This window comes from Klebsiella michiganensis (assembly GCF_002925905.1).
Classification (GTDB): Bacteria; Pseudomonadota; Gammaproteobacteria; order Enterobacterales; family Enterobacteriaceae; genus Klebsiella; species Klebsiella michiganensis.
Genome location: NZ_PRDB01000001.1, coordinates 1,009,417 through 1,030,313, shown reverse-complemented (window position 1 = coordinate 1,030,313; position 20,897 = coordinate 1,009,417). Strand labels below are relative to the sequence as shown.

At 54.1% G+C, this 20,897-nt stretch carries 22 protein-coding genes and 3 tRNA genes; 13 read left to right on the top strand and 12 right to left on the bottom strand.

Features of this window, described 5'->3' with window-relative positions:
• Positions 1 to 51: 51 nt before the first annotated feature.
• Genes yjjG through CDA56_RS05050 form a run of 3 tightly spaced genes read right to left on the bottom strand, consistent with a single transcriptional unit; the run spans position 52 to position 1,572 of the window.
• Positions 52 to 729, bottom strand: coding sequence for a pyrimidine 5'-nucleotidase (yjjG, locus tag CDA56_RS05060; RefSeq protein WP_004098385.1), 678 nt, complete (start codon positions 727 to 729; stop codon positions 52 to 54).
• Between the two features lie 14 nt (positions 730 to 743).
• On the bottom strand, positions 744 to 1,190 hold the full coding sequence (gene rimI, locus CDA56_RS05055; RefSeq protein ID WP_004098383.1) for a ribosomal protein S18-alanine N-acetyltransferase: 447 nt from the start codon (positions 1,188 to 1,190) through the stop codon (positions 744 to 746).
• Complete coding sequence (locus CDA56_RS05050) at positions 1,159 to 1,572, bottom strand: DNA polymerase III subunit psi (RefSeq protein ID WP_014227827.1); 414 nt, start codon at positions 1,570 to 1,572, stop codon at positions 1,159 to 1,161. The genes rimI and CDA56_RS05050 overlap by 32 nt, the downstream gene beginning before the upstream one ends.
• Before the next feature lie 158 nt (positions 1,573 to 1,730).
• On the opposite strand from CDA56_RS05050, the gene rsmC reads away from it, so the two are divergent.
• The 4 genes from rsmC to CDA56_RS05030 all read left to right on the top strand — a co-directional run bounded on the left by rsmC (position 1,731) and on the right by CDA56_RS05030 (position 3,245).
• On the top strand, positions 1,731 to 2,759 hold the full coding sequence (gene rsmC, locus CDA56_RS05045) for a 16S rRNA (guanine(1207)-N(2))-methyltransferase RsmC (protein WP_014227826.1): 1,029 nt from the start codon (positions 1,731 to 1,733) through the stop codon (positions 2,757 to 2,759).
• Positions 2,760 to 2,927: 168 nt separating this feature from the next.
• Positions 2,928 to 3,013 (top strand) — tRNA-Leu (locus tag CDA56_RS05040).
• Between the two features lie 28 nt (positions 3,014 to 3,041).
• Positions 3,042 to 3,128, top strand: a tRNA-Leu gene (locus CDA56_RS05035).
• Positions 3,129 to 3,159: 31 nt separating this feature from the next.
• Positions 3,160 to 3,245 (top strand) — tRNA-Leu (locus CDA56_RS05030).
• Positions 3,246 to 3,264: 19 nt separating this feature from the next.
• On the opposite strand, the gene CDA56_RS05025 is transcribed toward CDA56_RS05030, so the two are convergent.
• Positions 3,265 to 3,504, bottom strand: coding sequence for a DUF1435 domain-containing protein (locus CDA56_RS05025; RefSeq protein ID WP_014227825.1), 240 nt, complete (start codon positions 3,502 to 3,504; stop codon positions 3,265 to 3,267).
• Between the two features lie 264 nt (positions 3,505 to 3,768).
• On the opposite strand from CDA56_RS05025, the gene CDA56_RS05020 reads away from it, so the two are divergent.
• Entirely contained in the window at positions 3,769 to 4,815 is a 1,047-nt protein-coding gene (locus CDA56_RS05020) for a GGDEF domain-containing protein (protein ID WP_025106869.1), read from the top strand.
• Positions 4,816 to 4,923: 108 nt separating this feature from the next.
• The gene (fhuF, locus tag CDA56_RS05015) at positions 4,924 to 5,712 is read left to right on the top strand and encodes a siderophore-iron reductase FhuF (RefSeq protein ID WP_014227823.1); all 789 of its coding nucleotides are present in this window, start codon (positions 4,924 to 4,926) and stop codon (positions 5,710 to 5,712) included.
• A 46-nt stretch (positions 5,713 to 5,758) separates the two neighbouring features.
• Here the strand turns inward: fhuF and CDA56_RS05010 are convergent, their stop codons facing one another.
• Positions 5,759 to 7,102, bottom strand: a complete 1,344-nt coding sequence (locus CDA56_RS05010) for a PTS sugar transporter subunit IIC (protein WP_025106871.1) — start codon at positions 7,100 to 7,102, stop codon at positions 5,759 to 5,761.
• A 340-nt stretch (positions 7,103 to 7,442) separates the two neighbouring features.
• Here CDA56_RS05010 and CDA56_RS05005 point away from each other — a divergent pair, with 340 nt between their 5' ends.
• Positions 7,443 to 7,901, top strand: coding sequence for a YbaK/EbsC family protein (locus tag CDA56_RS05005; protein ID WP_014227821.1), 459 nt, complete (start codon positions 7,443 to 7,445; stop codon positions 7,899 to 7,901).
• 13 nt (positions 7,902 to 7,914) lie between these two features.
• Here CDA56_RS05005 and bglJ read toward each other — a convergent pair whose 3' ends face one another.
• The 4 genes from bglJ to pobA form a co-directional block, all read right to left on the bottom strand.
• Entirely contained in the window at positions 7,915 to 8,595 is a 681-nt protein-coding gene (gene bglJ / locus CDA56_RS05000) for a DNA-binding transcriptional activator BglJ (protein WP_025106872.1), read from the bottom strand.
• Positions 8,556 to 9,278 (bottom strand): helix-turn-helix transcriptional regulator, encoded by a 723-nt coding sequence (locus CDA56_RS04995; RefSeq protein ID WP_103814855.1) that lies wholly within the window; start codon positions 9,276 to 9,278, stop codon positions 8,556 to 8,558. The genes bglJ and CDA56_RS04995 overlap by 40 nt, the downstream gene beginning before the upstream one ends.
• A gap of 278 nt (positions 9,279 to 9,556) precedes the next feature.
• Positions 9,557 to 10,426: a helix-turn-helix domain-containing protein gene (locus tag CDA56_RS04990; RefSeq protein WP_014227817.1), complete on the bottom strand. Its 870-nt coding sequence runs from the start codon at positions 10,424 to 10,426 to the stop codon at positions 9,557 to 9,559.
• A gap of 22 nt (positions 10,427 to 10,448) precedes the next feature.
• Positions 10,449 to 11,633, bottom strand: a complete 1,185-nt coding sequence (gene pobA / locus CDA56_RS04985; RefSeq protein ID WP_032747826.1) for a 4-hydroxybenzoate 3-monooxygenase — start codon at positions 11,631 to 11,633, stop codon at positions 10,449 to 10,451.
• A gap of 283 nt (positions 11,634 to 11,916) precedes the next feature.
• Between pobA and CDA56_RS04980 the strand changes: the two genes are divergently transcribed.
• The 6 genes from CDA56_RS04980 (at position 11,917) to opgB (ending at position 17,654) form a co-directional block, all read left to right on the top strand.
• On the top strand, positions 11,917 to 12,693 hold the full coding sequence (locus CDA56_RS04980; RefSeq protein ID WP_025106875.1) for a threonine/serine exporter family protein: 777 nt from the start codon (positions 11,917 to 11,919) through the stop codon (positions 12,691 to 12,693).
• Entirely contained in the window at positions 12,684 to 13,157 is a 474-nt protein-coding gene (locus tag CDA56_RS04975) for a threonine/serine exporter (protein WP_004098364.1), read from the top strand. Before CDA56_RS04980 ends, CDA56_RS04975 begins: the two co-directional genes overlap by 10 nt.
• Before the next feature lie 108 nt (positions 13,158 to 13,265).
• Positions 13,266 to 13,805, top strand: a complete 540-nt coding sequence (dnaT, locus tag CDA56_RS04970; RefSeq protein ID WP_032692989.1) for a primosomal protein DnaT — start codon at positions 13,266 to 13,268, stop codon at positions 13,803 to 13,805.
• A 2-nt stretch (positions 13,806 to 13,807) separates the two neighbouring features.
• On the top strand, positions 13,808 to 14,545 hold the full coding sequence (gene dnaC / locus CDA56_RS04965) for a replicative helicase loader DnaC (RefSeq protein WP_014227813.1): 738 nt from the start codon (positions 13,808 to 13,810) through the stop codon (positions 14,543 to 14,545).
• Between the two features lie 65 nt (positions 14,546 to 14,610).
• A complete protein-coding gene (locus CDA56_RS04960; protein ID WP_014227812.1) occupies positions 14,611 to 15,105 on the top strand; it encodes a YjjA family protein in 495 nt (164 codons plus the stop codon).
• A gap of 257 nt (positions 15,106 to 15,362) precedes the next feature.
• Positions 15,363 to 17,654, top strand: a complete 2,292-nt coding sequence (gene opgB, locus CDA56_RS04955) for a phosphatidylglycerol--membrane-oligosaccharide glycerophosphotransferase (RefSeq protein WP_048262647.1) — start codon at positions 15,363 to 15,365, stop codon at positions 17,652 to 17,654.
• A 53-nt stretch (positions 17,655 to 17,707) separates the two neighbouring features.
• Here opgB and CDA56_RS04950 read toward each other — a convergent pair whose 3' ends face one another.
• The 3 genes from CDA56_RS04950 to CDA56_RS04940 all read right to left on the bottom strand — a co-directional run bounded on the left by CDA56_RS04950 (position 17,708) and on the right by CDA56_RS04940 (position 20,887).
• Positions 17,708 to 18,658, bottom strand: a complete 951-nt coding sequence (locus tag CDA56_RS04950; protein WP_049083202.1) for an Rpn family recombination-promoting nuclease/putative transposase — start codon at positions 18,656 to 18,658, stop codon at positions 17,708 to 17,710.
• A 139-nt stretch (positions 18,659 to 18,797) separates the two neighbouring features.
• Entirely contained in the window at positions 18,798 to 19,808 is a 1,011-nt protein-coding gene (locus tag CDA56_RS04945; RefSeq protein WP_165795126.1) for an SIS domain-containing protein, read from the bottom strand.
• A 17-nt stretch (positions 19,809 to 19,825) separates the two neighbouring features.
• Positions 19,826 to 20,887 (bottom strand): SIS domain-containing protein, encoded by a 1,062-nt coding sequence (locus CDA56_RS04940; protein WP_048262645.1) that lies wholly within the window; start codon positions 20,885 to 20,887, stop codon positions 19,826 to 19,828.
• Between the last annotated feature and the right edge of the window lie 10 nt (positions 20,888 to 20,897).

Here is a 20,897-nt window from a genome sequence, read left to right as displayed (position 1 = left end):
GTTGAATACGAAAAAATTGCGGCTATTTTACCCATCAATGGGGGGAGGCAATCAGTGTTTACACAGGAGTTGCTCCAGTTCGCTTAAAGAGGTGACCGTCCAGTCCGCGCGGAGGTCCGCGGGCAGTTCGCGCTGATGGGGGTTGAACCAGCAGGTCGCCAGGCCGGCATTCACGCCGCCGCGAATATCCGATTCCGCCGTATCGCCAACCATCAGCACCCGCGAACGATCGGGATTGCCCGCCTGCGCCAGCGCATAGTCGAAAATACGCGCATCCGGCTTAGCCACCCCAACCTCTTCGGAAATAATGAGCAAATCAAAGTGATCGCGCAGTCCGGTACGTTCAAGACGCGTCTGCTGCAGTGAGGTAAAACCGTTGGTGATGATGCCCATTTTTACCTTCCCCTGCAGCGAATCAAGCAGCGATACCGCCCCCGGCAGCGGCGAGCAGATCTCCGCCATCGCGTTCATAAACGCGGCGTTCAGCTCGCCGGGAGGGACGTTCAGGCGTTCCGCCCAACCGTCAAAGCGCTGATGCTGCAGCTGAAGAGAGGTAATGGCGCCGTTTTGATAATCCACCCATAGCGGCTTATTCACGGCCTGGTAGTCCTGAAAATCCTCTGCGGAGAACGTCACGCTATAGTCGAGAAACATCCGCTGTAGGCCGCTAAATGAGTCAAACGTAAATAACGTTTCGTCGGCATCAAAGAAAATCCAGTCCCACTTCATCGTATCACCTTGTCTTACATACTGATTGGCAGTGCCATTATGATGGCGTCCTCACGTCCGTCGACCGTGGGGTAATAGTTGCGGCGAATCGTCGCCTCGTTAAAGCCTAAGCTTTCATAGAGCGCGATGGCGGCGACGTTAGACGCGCGCACCTCCAGCCACAGCGTGACGACGCCGCGTTTTTCAACTTCATCAATCACCCGTTCCAGCAGCGCCCTGCCCAGACCGCGACGCTGGAAAGCGGGGTCGACGGCAATATTGAACAGCGTCGCTTCGTCGAGCACGATTTGCGTAATGGCAAAGGCCGCCATCACGCCGTCCACGGACAGTTGAAGATTCAGATAGCGCTCGCCCTGATTACTGGCAAACGTCTGTTCGCTCCACGGAAAAGCGTGGGCGCGCGTTTCAATTTGCCAGGCGCGGGGCAAATCAGCCGGATTGAGGGTAGAAATCGTGTTCATGTGCGCAAATCTGTTGCCAGAGCGCCATGCGAGCAGGCGTGCTGGTCTGAAGTTCATCGAATGCGGGCGTGGAAAGCTGTGCGCCCGCCAGCAGCAGCGGCGCGTCGGTGCCGAGCCGCCAGCTATTACAGCGTGCGTCCTGAGGCAGCATCGCAACGCGTTCAGGCGTCAGCTGCATCACCTGCTCCGGCATCAGGGCCAGCGCGCGCAGAATATCGCTGATAAGCGGTTCGGTCAGCGATGGCGGTTCTTCCGCCACCATCACCAGACGAATGTGTCCAGGAAGCGAGATAGCGATTTCACCCTGTAACGCCCCAGGACGACGTAGCGACCACTGGGTGATGCCCAGCTGCTGTAATTGCCAGTCTCGTCGGGATGTCATAGCGAAACACTCCTGTTAATTAAGCGCGCAATATAGCAAATCCGTCGTATCTGCGCCAACAAACTACGCGGCGGTCGGAGCGCATCCCGCCGCCAACAAAGAGGCAGGCCGAAAGATAACGTGTATAATCGGCGCCAGTCTTAATGAAGGAGTGTTTCATGTCCGCTTTTACCCCGGCAAGTGAAGTCTTGCTGCGCCACAGTGATGATTTCGAGTCCGCCCGCGTTCTGTTTGCCGGTGACCTGCAGGATGACCTGCCCGCACGTCTGGACACGGCCGCCAGCCGCGCCCATACCCAGCAGTTCCACCACTGGCAGGTACTGAGCCGCCAGATGGGCGAAAATGCCCGCTATAGCCTGGTCGCAGAGGCCGGCGATGTCGCCGATTGCGATACGCTGATTTACTACTGGCCAAAGAACAAACCGGAAGCGCAGTTTCAGCTGATGAACCTGCTTTCGCTGCTGCCGACCGGTATTGATATTTTCGTGGTTGGCGAGAACCGCAGCGGCGTGCGCAGCGCCGAGCAGATGCTGGCGGAATATGCGCCGCTGAGCAAAGTCGACAGCGCGCGCCGCTGTGGGCTGTATCACGGTCGTCTGGAAAAACAGCCCGCGTTCAATGCAGAACAGTACTGGGGCGAGTATTCGCTGGATAATCTGACGATTAAAACGCTGCCGGGCGTCTTCAGCCGCGATGGCCTGGATGTCGGTAGCCAGCTGCTGCTTTCTACGCTGACGCCGCATACCAAAGGTAAAGTGCTTGATGTCGGCTGCGGCGCCGGCGTGCTGGCAACCGTGCTGGCCAGCCACTCGCCTAAAGTCCGCCTCTCCTTATGCGACGTCAGCGCCCCGGCAGTTGAAGCCAGTCGCGCCACGCTGGCCGCTAACGGCATCGAAGGGGAAGTGTTCGCCAGCAACGTGTTCTCTGAAGTGAACGGCCGCTTCGACATGATTATCTCCAACCCGCCTTTCCACGATGGTCTACAGACCAGCCTGGAGGCCGCGCAAACGCTGATTCGCGGCGCCGTTCGTCATTTGAACAGCGGCGGCGAGCTGCGCATCGTCGCTAACGCCTTCCTGCCCTATCCGAACGTGCTGGATGAGATCTTCGGCTTCCATGAAGTGATTGCCCAAACGGGCCGCTTTAAGGTCTACCGGACGGTGATGACCCGTCAGGCGAAGAAATAATCCTGCGTTTTTTCGGCGCCAGCAGACGCTGGTCGCCGATGTTTTTCCTTTCTGACCGTCCATTTTTGCAACAATCAATCCAACTGATACAATTAACTATTGACGAATAGCTGAAAACCACTAGAATGCGCCTCCGTGGTAACGATACTTTCATAGTGTCGATGGTATGCGAAGGTGGCGGAATTGGTAGACGCGCTAGCTTCAGGTGTTAGTGTCCTTACGGACGTGGGGGTTCAAGTCCCCCCCTCGCACCATAATCCACGTTGATATTGCTCGCACTGGGCGAAGGTGGCGGAATTGGTAGACGCGCTAGCTTCAGGTGTTAGTGTTCTTACGGACGTGGGGGTTCAAGTCCCCCCCCTCGCACCAACGAGGCGATATCAAAAATTAAGAATACTGTGCGAAGGTGGCGGAATTGGTAGACGCGCTAGCTTCAGGTGTTAGTGTCCTTACGGACGTGGGGGTTCAAGTCCCCCCCTCGCACCAATATTCTTACCCTTCCGTTTTATCCCATCAGCTTCAAATTCATTATTACCAGCATCATCCCACTGACCAGCGCCACGCATGATGGCAGCAGAACAAAGTGCCTTAGCTGACGGTGCCAAATCATCACCGCTGACATGAGCATTCCCAGCGTCACCAATCCGCGCCAGGCATCTACCGACAAATCGGCAAACCCGAGGACGGCAATCAGTACGCCAGGGATTAACACGCCCCATCCACTCCCTAAAGTTCGCTGCAACATGTTTTCGCCTCTCACAACGATAATGATAACCAATATCATATGGTAATTTTTATCATTTGTCATCCCGGGAAAATAGCGCGTCCTTATTCTTTACGTTTGTGGTAATGACATACATTCATGAAGGTGATAAATTAAGCGGCAAAAAAATAATATATTAAATTATCTGATTATTTCGTAAAAACCTTATTTTGCGCACTGTTTTTTATTATTCACTTCAAACTAACATCACATTGAATTTTAACGATTAATAATGACAACTCCGACATGACTGCACAATCCTGGCGCTCCCATTACGAACAGAAATATCAGTATTCCTTACGGCTATTTTTACTGCTTAATTTAGTTTCATCCGTCTTATCCCTTGTCAGCCCGCTCTTTACCGTCATCACTTTTACATTACCCTGTTTTCTGATAGTTGCCTGCAGCACGGTCCTGCTGCTATGGCACTGTAAATTCTCTCAGCACAAAATAAATATTCCGGTTATTTCTCTGCTATTTGGCCTGCTTTGGGCGTGGCACGTTGCGCTAAAAGCAATGGTGATGGGGCCGCCGCATTTTAACTACCTGGTGATCGCCTTATTAAGCGTGTTATTTATTGGCACCATTGCTTTTTCCAGCAATATCATTGGCTTTACTTTGCACTCTTTACCCACATACCTTATCTGCCTGATTCTTGGCGGAGGAGAACAATGGCTGCGCATGTCCTGGTGCTTTCTGTTGCCTATTGCCGGTATCACCCTGCAAAGCCTTATTCAGAAACGCAGCGATGTATTCACGCAGGGGCTCATGGATAAGCTGCTGAAGGAACGCAATACCCTTAACGATCTCAGTATGTTGGATCCGCTTACCGGTTTGTATAATCGCCGGGGCTTACAAAACCGGCTGGACACCATTCTTTCTCTCGACGGCGCCGGGCATTACGTTCTGCTACTGGACATTGATCATTTCAAAGCCTACAACGACCACTACGGGCATATGATGGGCGACCAGGCTTTGATTCAGGTCTCCGCCGCCATTCGTAACGCCGTGCGCTCGCGCGACATCGTTGCCCGCTTTGGCGGCGAGGAGTTTATGGTGCTGTTGACCAGCAGCTGTGCGGAAAACGCCCTTCAGGCCGCAGAGCGCATCCGCCAGCGGGTCTACGATCTAAAAATCCCGCATATGTTTAATGAAAGCGTCGCGACCAACGTGACCATCAGTATCGGCATGACGCCGCTGATGGATGCGGATATCGACAGCGCGCTGAAACGGGCGGACAACGCGCTCTACGAAGCCAAAAATATGGGACGTAACATTATTCTCACCAGCTAGGCCTTTACCGCGCGGCAGGCGTCGCCGCGCGGACAAATCTCTTGCCAAGCCGGTGCCGCGGCATTAGTATCAGAAATCATTATCATTTAGATTTGTATCTGGCACCCGATGGCTTACCGTTCACTCGCATTCAACAATGAGATCATCTGGCGGGCTCCGCTCCCTTCGGCTGAGCGTGAACTGGCGAACGCAATACGGGACAAAATTACCGCGTTACGTCCGCATCTGCTGGATTTTATCCGTCTGAATGAAGAAGCCCCTCATCATGCCCTCACCCTGGCTGAGTGGTCGCAGCCCGCGACGCTGAGTTCGTTAATCGCGACGTATTCTGACCATATTTATCGCAACCAGCCCGGGCAAGCCCGTGAGCAAAAACCGCTGCTATCCCTCTGGGCACAATGGTACATCGGTTTACTGGTGCCCCCTTTAATGCTGGCGCTGTTGAGTGAAGAACGCGCCGTTAGCCTGGCGCCGGAGCATTTTCGCGTCGAGTTTCATGAAACAGGCCGTGCCGCCTGTTTCTGGATTGATATCCATTCAGCAGGTACTTCCCCGGCAGAATCCGCGCAGTCCCGGATGGAAAAGCTGGTCACCACCGCTTTGCAACCCGTGGTGCAGGCGCTTGAAGCTACTGGCGATATCAATGGCAAACTTATCTGGAGCAATACGGGTTATTTGATTAACTGGTATCTCGGGGAAATGAGAACCCTGGTCGGAGATGAAAAAGTGGCCGCGCTGCGTCAGCTCTTCTTCTTCAACAAACAGCTATCAGGCGGTGAGGATAACCCGCTGTGGCGTACGGTGGTTTTACGTGAAGGGCAGCTCGTGCGCCGCACCTGCTGCCAGCGCTATCGCCTGCCGGACGTACAGCAGTGCGGGGACTGTACGCTGAAATAATCGATGGTGAAAACAAACGGGCGGCTATTCAGCCGCCCGTTTGTTTTTATGCCGTTTGCTGACTCTCTTCCGCCATGCGCTGCGCCTCTTCGGCTTCCTGCGCGAGCAGCTGTTTCTCGTACACCTTGAAGAACGGGAAGTAGATAATCGCCGAAACGCAGGCCAGGACGACCACCAGAATCGCCGCCCGGAAATCCCACCCCAGCGCCCACGCGCCGCCAATCGGCGCCGGAGCAGTCCACGGAACAACCGAAATCACCCGGCCGATAAGATCCAGCTTCATTGCCGCCCAGGCCAGTACGGCATTAACCATCGGCGCCAGCAGGAAGGGAATAAAGAATACCGGGTTCATCACGATAGGGGTGCCAAAAATAACCGGCTCGTTGATGTTAAACAGGCTTGGCACCACGCTCAGACGGCCAATCGAACGCAGATGCGCGGAGCGGCTGCGCAGATAGCAGAATACCAGCCCCATCGTCGCCCCTGAGCCGCCAATCACAATAAAGAATGTCCAGAACGCTTCCATAAAGATATGCGGCAGCGGAGCCCCCTGAGCCAGGGCCTGCTGGTTCATGCCGAGGTTAGTGAGCCAGAACATTTGCAGCATGCCGGAAACAATGGCCGCACCGTGGATCCCCGCAAACCACAGCAGGTGGCCCACCAGAACCGCCAACAAAATTGCGGGTAAGGAGTCCGCTGCGGAAACCAGCGGCTTAAAGATAGCCATAATCGCCTGAGGGATCAGCATATCGAAATGATGCTGAATAAGCAGGCTCAGGGGATAGAGCGTCAGGACGACAACCAGTACCGGGATCAACAGATCAAACGAGTTTTTGATCATCGGCGGCACCTGATCCGGCAGGCGAATACCGATATTATGCGCCTTCAGGAAGCGCATCATTTCAACGCAGTAGACCGCCACCAGAATCGCCGTAAATATGCCCGTTCCTCCCAGGCTATCTACCGGCAGGTTGCCGTTCGTTTTTGGCGCCGCCACCAGCAGGAAGGCCATGATCGACAGCATGGCGCACATAAAGGGGTCGAGCTGATTGGTTTTTTCGTAATGCTTGCCGAGGTTATAGGCGATCGCGGCACAAATGTAGATCGACATAATGCCCATCGTCATATCGAACGGCGTCAGAATTCGCCCTTCAAACTCTTTTGCCAGATCCAGCCAGGCGCGGGCAAATCCCCATGTGGTATCCGGTGAAAACGGCGGATACGCAAATACCAGCAGAAAAGAGCCGACAATCATAAACGGCATGGCGGAGATAAAACCGTCGCGGATTGCCATAACGTGGCGCTGAGACGAGATGCGTCCGGCGACAGGGCTGATGTAATTTTCTACGAAGCGAAATATCAGATTAAATGCAGCATGGTTAGCAGACATAGCAGCCCTCCTGACAGGCTAGATGAACAGGCCCAACAACGATTATCTTGCCGTTATGATGAACCCGCTTCGGCGAGGGGGTTACCCAATCGGATAGCCTGCTGGCCCGACTGCTCAACCAGGTTCGATTCATCTTCGGCTCTTTGTTATAGGTGACGCTGGGAAGTTACCTTGTCAGTATTCCTGTCTCTGTGAATAACCGCAACCGGTTACAGTAACCGGTTGCGGTGAATGTGAAGGAGATCCAGAAATTAAAAAGAATCTTGATTCTCTACCATGGATATTTACACTTTGCGAAGCTTGTGACAGATTTTTAACAAGCCTTAATCAGGAGATTCCAATGAGTCTGCAGTCCGTGCGGCAGTTTTTTACTGACCACGCCCCCGATATCGAAATCATCGAACTTACTCAGAGCACGGCCACGGTAGCGTTAGCCGCAGCGGCGCATAACGTTGAACCCGGGCAAATCGCCAAGACCCTGTCTTTAAAAATAAAAGAAAGGGTTGTTCTCGTTGTCGCGAAAGGCGATGCGCGCCTGGATAATAAAAAGCTAAAGGAAGCCTTTGGCGCTAAAGCCCGTATGCTAAGCAGCGATGAGGTCATTACGCTAACGGGACACCCCATTGGCGGCGTCTGCCCATTTGGCCTGGAAGTTCCGCTGGCTGTGTACTGCGATATCTCACTGAGGCAGTACCCGGAAGTGCTGCCAGCAGCAGGTTCAATATATAGCGCCGTTCGTATTTCACCTGAACGGTTGGCGCAGCTGACTGATGCTAAGTGGATTGACGTGTGTCTTTAACAGACCGCTGAGGTTACTGAGCAAGGCGCATCACCGTGGCATCATCATTATTCGCCGACAGGCGCATGAGTATGTCTGCCGCGCTCAGTAGTCCCATATCAGAACTGACGCCGAGCTTGGTCATGGCGTTAAACTTATGGGCCCGGATCGTTTTGATATTGCGTTCCAGCTGCGTCGCTATTTCCGGCAACGAGTAGCCATAAGACATATATCGCAGGATGGTATGTTCCGTTGGGCTCAAAAGTTGGCTATAGATACTCTGCTTTTGGCTTAACGAGCTCTCATTCGCCGGATAGCTACGATCGAGAAGCTGAAGCAAGCACTCCTGCAGCTGTAGCCGACAGGCCGATTTATTCAAAATACCGTGTAAGCGAGAAGGCGTCAGATGGCTGACCAAACGCATTTCCGCTTCATCATTAGCTAAGATAATTCTTTGCGTGTCGGGACAATAACGCGCGATCTCATGGAGAAAGAGCAAGCTTTCAAGTCGGGATCTGCGGTTACCTGAAAGTGAAAAAATAATCGCAGAAAAATCTCTCGCCTGAAACTCCCGTTTTAATGCCATCGTATCTTTAAAGAACTGAATACGATAATTCTTACCACTTTCATTAATTAATATGTGGCGAAGCGCCACTTCTGTCATCGCACATTTCTCTACGATAGCGACATATCTTGTTGTGAGGTCTTTTTCCATTCTGTTTGATCTCCATAGACTGAATAAATATTCAGCTCCTTCATTCCCTGTGCACTATTAATCCAGGCATACATCTCTGCATTACTACGCAAAGATAAGCGGCGCATAGCACTATTTTTCTGCGCACTTATGGTTTTATTGCTCTTCTTCAATAAAGCAGCAATTTGATTAATTCCCCATCCTTTTGCAAGAAGCCTCAACACCTTACGCTCAGAAAGAGTCAGAATAACCAGCTTTTGCGGTTCTTCATCGATGCGTTCTACCTCAGGAGAGAACAACGTCTGGCTAATTCGTTCAGCGGCAAGTCCACCCGCGCGCACAACCTCAATGAGACGTTTTACCGGCTCGCTGTCCGAAATTAATGTACTTTCAGGACGCATTAATAATTGAACAGCTAACGGAAAACAGGCGTTGCCTACCATAAAGACCCAGTGTATATCCCTGTATTGAGTCATTAAAGAGTAGTAATGTTCGCAAATATTTCTTGGATGCTCTATTTCACCGGACAAGTCAGCAATGACTAACACTGCACGACGCAGCTGCAGCAGGGTTAGCTCATCCTGAGAACGACAAAAACTCAATTCATAATCAGGGAGATGCTCCCCAACGATGGCTTTTAAGCCGGACTGCATAACCGGTATTCTGCTGATAATAATGCCGAACTTACCTTGTCCTGGTAACATAAACCCTCCGCTTCCTGTCGAAGACTCACCGCCGGCGGAAAAACAATTGGATGCATAATTTAATAGTCATCGTAATTATTTTGCCCAAATGAATCTTTATCATCCCTGGCGGGTGCGCGATATCGCACCCTAAAGCCAACTTAATAATGAGGAGTAACATATTGCTGTTATCCATACCAATGATTAACATTAACACAGGTAGTTGTCATCAATAAATTAGAAATGGTTAACATCGTCGTTAGATACGCTAACTTAAGATATATTAAATAAAGATTTATTTATTTTATTTTTTTCCTAAATACTTTTGGTGATTCACCGCTATAGCGGCGAAAGAAGCGAGAAAAATAGGCCGCATCAGTAAACCCTAAGTAATCAGAAAGTTGAGCGATAGTCATGCTGGTGTACTGCAGGTTGCGACGCGCCTCAAGCATCAACCTTTGATGTAAAACTCCCAGTGCGCTGCAGCCATAAAATTCATGACACAAATAATTCAAATGAGTCGCAGACACCCCCACCTCCCTGGCATACCCGGCTAATGGCATATGTTCACGATAGTGGCTTTCGATAAGGCGCGAGAAATGACGCATGACGCTCCGCTTACGTTCCGCTTTGTCCTCCGTTATGAGCTGCGGTTGATATTGCCGATTCAGCCAGACCAACAGCGCTCCCAGCAGTGAATGAAGCATCATTTCGCGCGCATCGTAATCTTCGCGGTACTCCTCTTGCAAAGCGGTAAACAGCGCCCGGATATGGCCCCGGGAGCTCTTCACCGGCACGCAACGCGGGTGGCCGAGCACATCCAGCTGACTGCCAAACTGATTTTCAAGGCTTCCGAGCAGCGGCAGCGCCAGCGACAAAACGTAGCCCTCCGTACCCGGCGAAAAGCGAAATCCATGAATACATAGCGCCGGAACCACCTGAATACAGGACTCCGTCATCACGGTCGTCGCGCCTTCGATTTCAATCTCCGCCCGCCCTTTATGCAGATACAGTAGCTGCACCAGCTCTGCGTGCTGATGCACGCGGATATGCCATTCATAAAGATGGCTGCGCTGGAGTATGGACTCACAGTGCAGAAGATCGGGCGTTGGCCAGCCCTGATCTTCGCCATACAGTTTGAAAACGGGAATGGTACTCGCTGCCTGCATCACGACTCCAGAGCCTTTTCTATTACGCCACGCGTTCCATCGGCAGACCCACATAGTTTTCAGCGATAGTGGTTAACCCGGCGCGTGATTCAAGATAGTAGCGACGATCCGCCGCCTGCATTTTTCTGTCGAACTCGCTTTGTTGCGGAAAATCATGCAGCAGACGCGTCATAAACCAGCTGAATCGCTCACCTTTCCACACCCGATCCAGCGCCAAACGCGAGTAGCTGGCTAAGAGGTCAATACGGCCATGGTGATAATACTCACGCAGGATCCGCCAAAGATAGTTCACATCGGACGCCGCGAGATTCAGCCCCTTCGCCCCGGTAGGCGGTACGATATGCGCCGCATCTCCCAGCAGAAATAGCCTCCCGTACTGCATCGGCTCCACTACATAGCTGCGCAGCGGCGCGATACTCTTCTCAAGTGAGTGACCGGTTACTAACTTATTGGTCAGCTCATCAGGGAGACGCCGCTTGAGCTCAGTCCAGAAGCGTTCATCAGACCACTCCTCCACCTTTTCGCTAAGCGGTACCTGCAGATAATAGCGGCTTCGAGTTAGTGAGCGCTGACTACAGAGCACAAACCCCCGCTCGTGGTGGGCGTAAATCAGCTCCGGGTTCACCGGTGGCGTATCGGCCAGCAGCCCGAGCCAGCCAAACGGCCAGACGCTCTCGTACTCTTTCAGCACCCCTGCCGGGATGCTCTGGCGGGACACGCCGTGAAAGCCGTCGCAGCCGGCGATAAAGTCGCACTCAAGGCGGCAGTTTTCGCCATTGCTGATAAAAGAGACCGACGGTCGATCGCTTTTTGCCTCATTAATGGTGACATCGCTGACGCCATAAATCGTCGCTGCCCCGCATGCCTCCCTCGCCGCCATCAAATCCCGCGTCACTTCGGTCTGGCCATACACCATCACGCTTTTGCCTGCCGTCAGTTCCGTTAGCGGAACCGGTACGCGCTTGCCCTCAAACAAAAATTCGACGCCGTGATGGATCAGCCCTTCCGCATCCATTCGCCGGGCCGCCCCGGCTTCGCGCAGCAGTTCTACCGTTCCGCTTTCCAGAATTCCCGCGCGGATCCTCCCCAGCACATACTCAGGCGTCTGTCGCTCAAGGATGACGGTCTGAATCCCGGCGTGATGTAATAACTGCCCCAGCAGGAGTCCCGACGGGCCCGCTCCGATAATCGCCACCTGTGTTTTCATCGCATCGCCTCAGCATGGTTAATTATTTGTTTATTTTTTGTTTATTAAAAGTTTGAATTTGCATTTTTGATAACTCTGATGGGAAAAAGAAGGGAGAAACGGGTGCAAAAATTGGACTTTTCACCAATCTTGCGGAAGTGTGGCAGAGTTCAAATTTCAGGGTTCCCGTAGAGCGGGTGGTTTTTTACACATTGTTTGATCCTGACCGCTCAGCTAAAACAAGACTTCAGGTAAAAGTAACGCCAGACACTACGGCAACGGGCATCACGGACAGCAGGTATTTATGCAAGCAGATCGGGCAACTCAGCGCGCTATCACGCGATTGTGTATTCAATGTGGTCTTTTCTTATTACAACACGGCGCGGAAAGCGCGCTGGTTGAGGAGCTCTCAACCCGTCTGGGTCTGGCCTTAGGGATGGATAGCGTGGAAAGCGCCATCTCTTCGAATGCGATTGTTCTCACCACCATTAAGGATGGGGAGTGTCTGACCTCAACGCGAAAAAACACCGATCGCGGCATCAATATGCACGTCGTCACGGAGGTTCAGCATATTGTGATTATGGCAGAGCATAAGCTGCTGGATTATAAGGATGTCGAAAAGCGATTCGCGCAAATCAAGCCGCTGCGCTATCCGCGCTGGCTGCTGGTTTTCATGGTCGGCCTCTCCTGCGCCTGCTTTTGCAAACTTAACAACGGCGGCTGGGACGGTGCGCTGGTCACCTTCTGCGCCAGTACGGTAGCCATGTATATTCGCCAGGTACTCACCCATCGTTCAATGCATCCGCAAATCAACTTTTGCCTTACCGCCTTCGTCGCAACGACTATCTCCGGGCTGATGCTGCGCCTGCCGGCTTTCGCCAGCACGCCAACGATCGCGATGGCCGCCAGCGTGCTGCTGCTGGTACCCGGTTTTCCGCTGATCAACGCCGTTGCCGACATGTTTAAGGGGCATATCAACACCGGTCTGGCGCGCTGGGCCATTGCCAGCCTGCTGACGCTCGCCACCTGTATCGGCGTGGTGATGGCGATGACGATGTGGGGACTACGCGGATGGGCATAATTTTCTATCTCTACGAACTGGCGCTGGATATGATGCTGGCAGCCATTCCCGCCGTCGGGTTCGCCATGGTGTTCAACGTCCCGCAGCGGGCGCTGCGCTGGTGCGCGCTGCTGGGCGCTATCGGCCACGGCTCGCGCATGGTCATGATGACGGCGGGTTTTAATATTGAGTGGGCGACGTTTATGGCGGCCCTGCTGGTTGGTAGCATCGGTATCCAGTGGTCCCGCTGGTATCTGGCGCACCCGAAGATTTTTACCGTAGCGGCGGTGATCCCGATGTTCCCCGGCATCTCCGCCTATACCGCGATGATTTCAGCGGTGAAAATCAGCCATTTCGGCTACTCGGAAGAGATGATGATTATGCTGCTGAGCAACTTTCTTAAGGCTTCATCGATCGTTGGCGCATTATCCATTGGCTTGTCTATCCCCGGGCTTTGGCTGTATCGCAAGCGTCCGCGCGTCTAGCTAATCGCGCCGCCGGGTCGCCCGCGGCGCTCCTTCCTGAGCGACCTCTATGCTACTATGTGTGCAGCTACCCCTCTCTTTTTAGTTGTTCAGAGTTGAGATTGATTTATGTCTTCACGAATATTAACTACCGATTTTAGCGGTCTGGATGACTTCATACAGGATCACGCAGCGGTACTGGCAAAATCGGCCAGCGGCGCCGTCGCCGTATTTGCCAACAACGCCCCCGCATTCTATGCGCTGACGCCGGAGCGTCTGGCGCAGCTGCTGGAGCTGGAAGCAAAACTCGCGCGTCCTAACAGCGATATTGCGCTGGACGCGCAGTTTTTTGACGAGCCGACGGCGACCCCCGTTGCGGTTCCGATGGGGAAATTTCCGATGTACGCCGACTGGCAGCCGGATGCGGATTTTCAGCGCCTGGCCGCGCTGTGGGGCATCGCCCTGAGCCAGCCCGTTACGCCGGAAGAGTTGGCGGCATTTGTCGCTTACTGGCAGGCTGAAGGTAAAGTCTTTCATCATGTCCAGTGGCAGCAGAAGCTGGCGCGCAGCGTACAGATTGGCCGGGCCAGCAACGGCGGCCAGCCGCGCCGGGACGTCAACGCGATTAGCGAACCTGATAATCACATTCCACGAGGATTCCGAGGATGAGCATGAAAAATGTCGGCGATTTAATGAAGCGCCTGCAAAAGATGATGCCAGCCCATGTCGAACCCGCGTTTAAGACAGGTGAGGAGCTGCTGGCATGGCAAAAAGAACAGGGCAAGCTGCGTTCTGAGGCGCTGGAACGCGAAAACCGGGCCATGAAAATGCAGCGAACCTTTAACCGCTCCGGCATCCGCCCGCTGCATCAAAACTGCTCGCTGGATAACTACCGGGTGGAGTGTGAAGGCCAGATGATTGCGCTGTCCCGAGCGCGCCAGTACGTCGAGGAGTTCGACGGCAATATCGCCAGCTTTATCTTCTCCGGCAAACCGGGTACCGGAAAAAACCATCTCGCCGCCGCTATCTGCAACGAACTGCTGCTTCGGGGTAAGTCGGTGTTGATCATCACCGTCGCCGATATCATGTCAGCGATGAAAGATACCTTTGGCAACCGGGAAACCAGCGAAGAGCAGCTGCTCACCGACCTGAGCAAGGTGGACCTGCTGGTGATTGACGAAATCGGCATGCAAACGGAATCACGCTACGAAAAAGTGATTATTAACCAGATCGTCGATCGCCGCTCTTCGTCAAAGCGCCCTACCGGTATGTTAACCAACAGCACCATGGACGAGATGAACAAGCTGCTCGGCGAGCGCGTGATGGACCGGATGCGGCTGGGCAATAGCCTGTGGGTTAACTTCAACTGGGACAGCTACCGCGATCGCGTAACCGGAAAAGAGTATTAAGATATTTCTGAACCCCGCCGGCGTTATAATCAGGGGATTATTCAGTCACGGCGAAGAGTACGTCTATGAAATCTGCAAAAACGTTGTTCCGCACGGCAATGGTGGCCGGCGCTTTATTGACCTTTGGCGCGCACGCCACCTCCTGGCAGGATTCGCTCTCCAGCGCCGCTAACCAGCTCAGCAGTCAGAGCGGAAGCCAGCAAAGCGGCGGTATGTCCCTCTCTTCGCTGACCGGTTTGCTCAACGGCGGCAGCCAGTCGTTGACTTCCAGCAGCATGAATAATGCCGCCGGGATTATGTCTTACTGCGCGAAACAGAAGCTGGCTTCGGTTACCAATACCGAAAACGTTAAAAATCAGGTTCTGGATAAGCTGGGTCTCAGCACGCCGGAAAAACAAAAAGAGGACACCAGCTATCTTGAGGGCCTTCAGGGCTTGCTGACCAGTAAAGACGGCCAGCAGCTGAATCTGAACACCCTTGGCAGCAGCCCGCTGGCGGAAAAAGTGAAAACCAAAGCCTGCGATCTGGTCTTAAAACAGGGCGTGAGCTTCCTCTCCTGATTTCATCCTCTTAATGCCGCGTTTGGCGCGTTACCCCGGCCTGCGCGGCGGCAACGTCTGTTTTTTAACATCTTTCCCCCAAATCCCCTGGCTGACTGGATGTGAGGCAGTTCAAAAACGGCGATTTCTAAACCAATTCTGAACCACAGCACAAATTCATGACGATACAATTGCGGCAATATTGCGCTGCAATTACAGTGTAGCGTGAAAAAAGATCTATCTGGCCAGCCGACAGCTGGCGTGAATGAGGATGAGCTGTGTCAGAGTTGTTATCCATCGCCCTGTTTCTTGCTTCGGTGATGATTTACGCATTAAAAGCCGGTCGTAATACCTGGTGGTTCGCCGCCACCCTCACGGTGCTGGGCCTGTTCGTTGTTCTGAATATTACCCTCTACGCCAGCAATTACTTCACCGGCGACGGTATCAATGACGCGGTACTTTATACGTTGACCAACAGCCTGACGGGCGCCGGCGTGGGCAAATATATTCTGCCGGGCGTGGGGCTGGTCGTCGCGCTGGTCGCGGTATTTGGCGCACTCGGCTGGGTGCTCCGCCGTCGCCGGCATCATCCTCATCACTTTGGTTACAGCCTGGTGGCGCTGGTTCTGGCGCTGGCGTCAGTGGATGCCAGCCCCGCCTTCCGCCAGATTAGCGAGTTGGTTAAATCCCAGTCCCGCGATGGCGATCCTGACTTTGCGGCTTACTACAAAGAGCCGTCAAAAAGCATCGCCAACCCGAAACTGAACCTGGTGTACATTTACGGCGAAAGCCTTGAGCGCACTTATTTTGATAACGATGCGTTCCCGAACCTGGCCCCAGAGCTCGGCAAACTGAAAAGCGAGGGGCTGGACTTTAGCAACACCGCCCAGCTCCCCGGTACCGACTACACGATTGCCGGAATGGTCGCCTCCCAGTGCGGGATCCCGCTGTTTGCGCCGTTTGAAGGCAACGCCTCGGCCTCGGTTTCCAGCTTTTTCCCGCAGAATATCTGCCTTGGAGATATCCTGAAAAACTCGGGTTATGAGAACTACTTTGTGCAGGGCGCTAATCTGCGCTTCGCCGGAAAAGACGTTTTCCTTAAATCTCACGGCTTCGATCATCTGTACGGCGCGGAAGAGCTAAAAACCACGGTCGCCGATCCGACCTATCGTAACGACTGGGGGTTCTACGATGATACGGTTCTTGATGAAACCTGGAAAAAATTCGAAGCGCTTTCGCAGTCAGGAAAACGCTTTTCGCTGTTTGCGCTGACGGTCGATACCCATCATCCGGATGGCTTTATCTCCCGCACCTGCCAGCGTAAAAGCTACGATATGGACGGTAAAAAGAATCTTTCGTTCAGCGCCGTCTCCTGTAGTCAGGAGCATATCGCGGCGTTAATCGAGAAGATTAAAGCTTCGCCGTGGTTCAAAAATACGGTCATCGTGGTGTCATCCGATCACCTGGCAATGAAAAACAGCGCCTGGGACTATCTGAATAAGCAGGATCGCAGCAACCTGTTTTTCGTTCTGCGCGGCGATGAGCCCCAGCAGGATACGCTGGCCATCAAGCGTAATACCATGGATAACGGCGCGACGGTGCTCGATATCCTCGGCGGCGATAACTTTATTGGCCTTGGCCGCAGCAGCCTTTCCGGCGAGTCGCTCTCCGCCGTGTTCCTCAATATGAAAGAGAAGGTGCTGGCGTGGAAGCCGGATATCATCCGCCTGTGGAATTTCCCCAAAGAGATGAAGAATTTCACCGTGGATTCACAGAAGAATATGATCTCCTTCTCCGGCAGCCATTTCCGCCTGCCGCTGCTGCTGCGTATCTCCGATAAGCGCGTTGAGCCGCTGCCGGAAAGCGAATACTCCGCGCCGCTGCGCTTCCAGCTGGCCGATTTCGCGCCGCGCGATAACTTCGTCTGGGTCGACCGCTGCTACAAGATGGGTCAGCTGTGGTCGCCGGAAGTGGCGCTCTCTACCGACTGGTGCGTCTCGCAGGGCCAACTGGGGGGCGAACAGAAAGTCCAGCGCGTCGATAAAGCCCAGTGGCAAGGTAAAACCGCGTTCAAAGATACCCTTATCGACATGGAGCGTTATAAAGGCAACGTCGATACGCTGAAGATCGTCGATAACGATATTCGCTATAAAGCCGACAGCTTCCTGTTTAACGTCGCCGGCGCGCCGGAAGAGGTGAAGCAGTTCAGCGGCATCTCCCGACCGGAAACCTGGGGGCGCTGGTCTAATGCCCAGCTCGGCAGTGAAGTGAAAATTGAATATAAAGAGCCGCTGCCGGAGAAATTCGATCTGGTGATTACCGCCAAAGCCTACGGGCCGAATGCCAATAAGCCGATTCCGGTACGGGTGGGCAACAGCGAACAAACGCTAACGCTGGCCAATGATGTCACCACCACTACCCTGCATTTCGATAATCCGTCGCGCAGCAGTACGTTGACGATTGCGCCGCCGGACCCGCAGTCCACGAACGAGGGCAATATTCTCGGCCACTCTCCCCGTCAGCTGGGCATCGGCATGGTTGAAATCAAAGTGGTGAAAAGCGAAGGATAAGCCATCGTGCCCGGCGGCTTTTTGCGCCGGGCCGTGGTGACGGTGGGTGGAAATTAGCCATGCAGCGGCTTTAGCTCATCCGCCGACAGTCCGGTAATCCGCTGTACCGTCTCGGTATCTAAACCGTTCTGCAGCATACTGCCGGCAATGCGCAGCGCTTCCCGCCGGCTCCCTTCCTGCAGGCCTTCCTGTATCCCTTCCCGCCTCCCCTCCTGGCGACCTTCTTGCCTTCCCTCTTGCCGACCTTCCTGCTTGAGCTTTTGAGCGATAGACATCAACCTCTCCTCATAGTGTGGCAGACGGCGGGCCAACCGGCGGAGAAACACGCTCGGATCGGCGCTATTGCCGTACTGCAGCATATAATGAAACAGCACTCTTAACTGCCTGCGGTTAGTGTATCCCAGCATCACCAGGGTCGCCAACGACTCCGTAATCCCGCTGAGATCGCGCTGACGAATATGCTTTTGCATCAGCTCCAGCAGAGCGACCCGCCGGTGCTGAACGATTTCATCGTCCGGCATCACCGTTACGTCAACCAGCGGAAACGGGCAGGCGTACAGCGTCCTCGCCATCTGCGGGTCAGCAAATTCGTCCAGCCAGTTCAGGGAAAAGGGATAAGGACTGGTCGCGCCGTGATAAAAAAGCATCGGCACCACCAGCGGCAGCGTTTTGTGCCCGGCGTCGAGGTGCCGCTGCATCGCGGCAATCGCATAGCGCATCAGGCGAAAAGCCATATGGTTATCCGGCGAACTCTGGTGCTCTATCACCACATACACATATCCCAGGCCGCAGGGGGTTTGTACCGACCACAGTACGTCCGAGTACCAGGCGCGCAGATCTTCATCAATAAAGCTCGCCGGCTCCAGCCGTAGGGTAGAAAAATCACACCGCTGGCGGATCGCTTCCGGCAGGTGCAGCGTGAGAAAATCATTCGCCGTCTCCGGGTGGCGAAGAAATCGCTTAAAGACCGCATCGTGCGGCGTTGAGGTCATCCGTTTTTTCATGGCCGTCCGTTTGCCTGAACGAGAAGGAAAGCCGGACTCTACCATCGGTTTTTACTTCGTTGGTTTTGGCGATGATTTTATGGGAAGCGCCTCGGAGAATCGCGCAGCGGCCAGCCCGGCTGGCCGCCATCAGCAAAGCTTAGTAATCAAACTGACGGTAATAACGGCGGATATTAAGGTCGTGCCCGGTATGGTGTTCAAAATGGGCCGCCAGCCTGTCCACCAGCAGGGTGGAAACCACGCACGGCGCCATAATCCAGCGGAAAGCCTCATCAATGCCGTTCAGCGGATAGTCGCGCGGGTCAATCACCACCAGATGGTCGGTGATCTTCTCCGCGAAGCGCTCAACGCGCTCATCCAGCGCCCGGCATTTACCCTCGCCTTTGACCAGGAACAGCGGGACCTCTTTTTCCAGCAGCTCCAGGGTACCGTGGAAAAACTCGGCCGAACTCACCGACTTGGTCCGCTTCCACTGCATCTCTTCGAGAATACACATTGAGAACAGATAGACCTCACCCCACATTTCCGCCCCGCCGATCCACATCATATAGTCGCAGCCGTGATACTGAGCGGCGATTTTATCCGCCTGCGGATCGAACTGGCGTTTGGCCTGCAGGAGATTCTCCGGCAGCAACTCCAGCTGGCGGGCAAAACGATCGTAATCGGAAAATTCGCCGTGACGATAAATGACGCGGAAGAATAACCAGTAGAGCAGCATATATTCATATTCCACGCCGTTCTTGTGGCACATCGGAATATGCCAGCTCGCCGCCTCGGCTAATGGCGAATTGGCGTTACGGGTGATGGCCACCACGCGAATCCCCTGCGCTTTGCACCATTCGGCAATGGCCACCGACTCTTTGGTATCGCCGGATTTAGATAGCGTCACCACCACCGCATCTTTATTTAATTTTTTATGTCCGCGATGAATTAATTCCGCCGCCTGCTCAAGGTAAACCGGCACGCTGGTTAATTCTTTTGCAAACTCATTTATTGCCATCATCGGCGCCAAAGAACCGCCCACCGAGGCGAAAAATAAGGCGCTACAGCCGCTCTGATAAATATCATCGGCAACGGTTTCCGCCTGTTTGCGCGCAGCGATGATCTCGCGAGCACTGGTCAGGTACTCGTCCTGATTAAAACCCAACATAGTTTTCTCCTGAATAATCAGATTTTACTTTTTAAGACGCGATCAAAATCGTCAAAAATACGTTTAGCCAGATCGATGCCTTTCAGGCCGGCGGTATGCCAGGCCAGCATCTGGACGGGAACAATCAGCAGCAGCGGCGCCAGGTGATGTTCACACGGGCAGCTTAGCGCCAGCGTCTGCGCATCCTCTTCGTCGCTCAGCGTCAGCGTAAAGGCGCGGGCAATGGACGGCGCCATATAGTCCCGCAGCGCCCGGGTCCGCGCATCCGGCGCATCTTCAATAAACAGCATCACATGGCGGGCATTGGCTTCCAGATAGGGGCCGTGCATATAGGCCTCAAGTTCAAAACCGCTGGAAGGCACGCGTACCGTTTCGGTAAATTTGGTTTCGAACTCCTTGGCGACGCCCACCAGCGCGCCATAGCCGGTGGCGACGAAGCGCTCGCCGCCCCGCAGCGCTTCGCCATGCCTGTCGATAAACCGCGAGGTGCGGTCAATGACATCCGGGATCGCCGCCGCCAGCCGCTGCAGTTCGGCAAGATAGCGCTGCTCCTCGGCCTCGCTGGCTTTCCCCTGGGCACGGGCAATCATCAGCGCCATCAGCAGCAAATTCAGCACCGTCGCGCTAAACCCGCGGGTGACAAACCCCACGCTCTCAATCCCGGTATTGATATCCAGTATCCCGTCGCAGGCCCGGGCGATCGGGCTTTGCGGATCGGAGGTCAGCGCAAAAACCGGCAGGCTCAATGCCTGCACCTTACGCATCGCCGCCAGCGTCGAGGCGCTTTTACCGCTCTGCGAAATCGCCACCACCAGATCGGTATGCGGATCGACCGCCTCGTAGTGCGTAAAGTTGTACGGCTCTTTAATCTCAACCAGGACGCCGAAGCGCTGCTCAAAGAAATAGCGCGCGCACAGGGCGGCGTTCAGCGACGAGCCGGTCGCCAACAGCAGAATGCGGCGCACCGGGTGCTGGCGGGCAAAGGTCTCAATCGCCGCCAGCTTTTGCCGGTAGTCGCGCAGGATCTGCGTCAGACAGGCCGACTCTTCGCTGATATAGGTCATCATCGTTGGTACCATTTTCGACTCC

Bases quoted from the DNA above. Each gene is read 5' to 3' on its own strand.
- bglJ (WP_025106872.1), bottom strand. From the start codon at position 8,595: ATGGAAAAAGACCTCACAACAAGATATGTCGCTATCGTAGAGAAATGT.
- CDA56_RS05025 (WP_014227825.1), bottom strand. From the start codon at position 3,504: ATGTTGCAGCGAACTTTAGGGAGTGGATGGGGCGTGTTAATCCCTGGC.
- CDA56_RS04950 (WP_049083202.1), bottom strand. From the start codon at position 18,658: ATGAAAAAACGGATGACCTCAACGCCGCACGATGCGGTCTTTAAGCGA.
- CDA56_RS04980 (WP_025106875.1), top strand. From the start codon at position 11,917: ATGCAAGCAGATCGGGCAACTCAGCGCGCTATCACGCGATTGTGTATT.
- CDA56_RS05020 (WP_025106869.1), top strand. From the start codon at position 3,769: ATGACTGCACAATCCTGGCGCTCCCATTACGAACAGAAATATCAGTAT.
- fhuF (WP_014227823.1), top strand. From the start codon at position 4,924: ATGGCTTACCGTTCACTCGCATTCAACAATGAGATCATCTGGCGGGCT.
- rimI (WP_004098383.1), bottom strand. From the start codon at position 1,190: ATGAACACGATTTCTACCCTCAATCCGGCTGATTTGCCCCGCGCCTGG.
- CDA56_RS04945 (WP_165795126.1), bottom strand. From the start codon at position 19,808: ATGTTGGGTTTTAATCAGGACGAGTACCTGACCAGTGCTCGCGAGATC.
- dnaT (WP_032692989.1), top strand. From the start codon at position 13,266: ATGTCTTCACGAATATTAACTACCGATTTTAGCGGTCTGGATGACTTC.
- yjjG (WP_004098385.1), bottom strand. From the start codon at position 729: ATGAAGTGGGACTGGATTTTCTTTGATGCCGACGAAACGTTATTTACG.
- CDA56_RS04975 (WP_004098364.1), top strand. From the start codon at position 12,684: ATGGGCATAATTTTCTATCTCTACGAACTGGCGCTGGATATGATGCTG.
- CDA56_RS04995 (WP_103814855.1), bottom strand. From the start codon at position 9,278: ATGTTACCAGGACAAGGTAAGTTCGGCATTATTATCAGCAGAATACCG.
- CDA56_RS04940 (WP_048262645.1), bottom strand. From the start codon at position 20,887: ATGGTACCAACGATGATGACCTATATCAGCGAAGAGTCGGCCTGTCTG.
- rsmC (WP_014227826.1), top strand. From the start codon at position 1,731: ATGTCCGCTTTTACCCCGGCAAGTGAAGTCTTGCTGCGCCACAGTGAT.
- CDA56_RS05010 (WP_025106871.1), bottom strand. From the start codon at position 7,102: ATGTCTGCTAACCATGCTGCATTTAATCTGATATTTCGCTTCGTAGAA.
- CDA56_RS05050 (WP_014227827.1), bottom strand. From the start codon at position 1,572: ATGACATCCCGACGAGACTGGCAATTACAGCAGCTGGGCATCACCCAG.
- CDA56_RS04960 (WP_014227812.1), top strand. From the start codon at position 14,611: ATGAAATCTGCAAAAACGTTGTTCCGCACGGCAATGGTGGCCGGCGCT.
- CDA56_RS04990 (WP_014227817.1), bottom strand. From the start codon at position 10,426: ATGCAGGCAGCGAGTACCATTCCCGTTTTCAAACTGTATGGCGAAGAT.
- dnaC (WP_014227813.1), top strand. From the start codon at position 13,808: ATGAAAAATGTCGGCGATTTAATGAAGCGCCTGCAAAAGATGATGCCA.
- CDA56_RS05005 (WP_014227821.1), top strand. From the start codon at position 7,443: ATGAGTCTGCAGTCCGTGCGGCAGTTTTTTACTGACCACGCCCCCGAT.
- pobA (WP_032747826.1), bottom strand. From the start codon at position 11,633: ATGAAAACACAGGTGGCGATTATCGGAGCGGGCCCGTCGGGACTCCTG.